We start from the raw sequence: 1,532 nt of genomic DNA, 5'->3' as shown, positions 1-1,532 counted from the left end.
GGTGGAGAGCGTCGCAACTCCCACCTCGCCGGAGGTCTTCTCATTGATCAAGGCGCCACGCCGCGTCAACAACGCTCATGGGCATTACACCTAGGGCCTGTCTCGTGGATCAACCAGGGCTGCGGCGTGGCCCAGAGCGCGCCTGGCAGCGGCCGCGACACGCCCAAATACAACCCGCGAGTTCAAGGGATCGTTGCAACGCCTGATTGATCAGGAGTTGCGATGTTCGAGATCCGTGGTGATCGTCGGCTGCACGGATCGAAGAAGCTGCATGTGGAGCGGCAGGCATTCTTGGATCTTGTGACACGGGGTGTGAGTACGAGCGAGGCCTGCCGACGCGTCGGAGTCAACCGCAAGACTGGTCATCGATGGCAGCACGGCAGCACGAGCACGACCAAGGCCGGGCAGCGGCGGGTGCATCCGCCCGTCGCCCGGCCGTCGCGAGTGTCCGGCAGGTATCTGTCGCAGGACGAGCGGATCGTGATCGCTGACCGGCTCCGGGCGGGTGCCTCGCAGGCGACGATCGCCGCCGAGCTACGACGATCGCCGGGCACTATCAGCCGGGAAGTGCGCCGTAACAGTCACCCTGGCAGCGGCGACTACCGGCCGTACGCGGCCCAGCAACGCGCCGACGACCGGCGGCCACGGCCGAAGGCCAGCAAGATCGCCGCTGGTCATGTGCTGCGCGAACTCGTGCAAGCCATGCTGCAGCGCAGGCACAGCCCTGAGCAGATCAGCCGCCGGCTACGCCGTGACTTTCCCGAGCGAAGCGAGCTGCACGTGTCACACGAGACGATCTATCAAGCGCTCTACGTCCAAGGCCGCGGCGAGTTGCGCCGGGAACTGCGCACCGCGCTGAGCACCGCGCTGCGCACCGGCCGCGCCGTGCGCCGCCCTCGCAGGCAGCCCGCAGCGCGCCATCCCCGCTTCGTTCATCCCATGGTGATGATCAGCCAACGGCCCGCTGAGGCTGATGACCGCGCCGTGCCAGGACATTGGGAAGGCGACCTGATCATCGGTAAAGGCGGCACCTCCGCCATCGGCACACTCGTCGAGCGCAGCACCCGTTACGTCCTGCTCATACACCTGGGCGCGGGCCGCGGCGCCGAACACATCCGCGATGGGCTGCTCACCGCCTTGGCAACCCTGCCGCAACACCTGAAACGGTCCCTGACCTGGGACCAAGGCATCGAGATGGCGCTGCGCCACGAGTTCAGCACCAGCGCTGACATGCCGGTCTACTTCTGCGACCCGCACTCACCCTGGCAACGCGGCTCCAACGAGAACACCAACGGCCTGCTACGCCAGTACTTCCCCAAAGGCACCGACCTGACAGCCCACGACTCCAGCCACCTCGCCGCCGTCGCCGCGCAACTCAACGGCCGCCCTCGCAAAACACTCGGTTGGGACACCCCAGCCGAGCGCCTCGCTAAGCTCCTTGACCTCAACCTCTAACCACCGCATTGCAACGACCCCTTGAAACCGCCCCCCGGTATTAGGGCGCGTCGTGCCCGATGCCAGCCACACTCTGG

Annotated in this window: 1 protein-coding gene; it reads left to right on the top strand. The window is 66.6% G+C overall.

Annotated elements, in window-relative coordinates:
• Positions 1–222: 222 nt before the first annotated feature.
• Positions 223–1,455 carry an IS30 family transposase gene (locus AB0M20_RS42840; protein ID WP_364307171.1) on the top strand — a complete coding sequence of 411 codons (1,233 nt, stop codon included), beginning with the start codon at positions 223–225 and terminating at the stop codon, positions 1,453–1,455.
• The last annotated feature ends 77 nt before the right edge of the window (positions 1,456–1,532 follow it).

Origin of the sequence: Actinoplanes sp. NPDC051633, assembly GCF_040681735.1 — a bacterium.
GTDB lineage: Bacteria > Actinomycetota > Actinomycetes > Mycobacteriales > Micromonosporaceae > Actinoplanes.
This window is presented reverse-complemented; position numbering and strand designations above follow the sequence as displayed.

Coding starts and splice junctions, on each gene's coding strand:
- AB0M20_RS42840 (WP_364307171.1), top strand. CDS start 223: ATGTTCGAGATCCGTGGTGATCGTCGGCTGCACGGATCGAAGAAGCTG.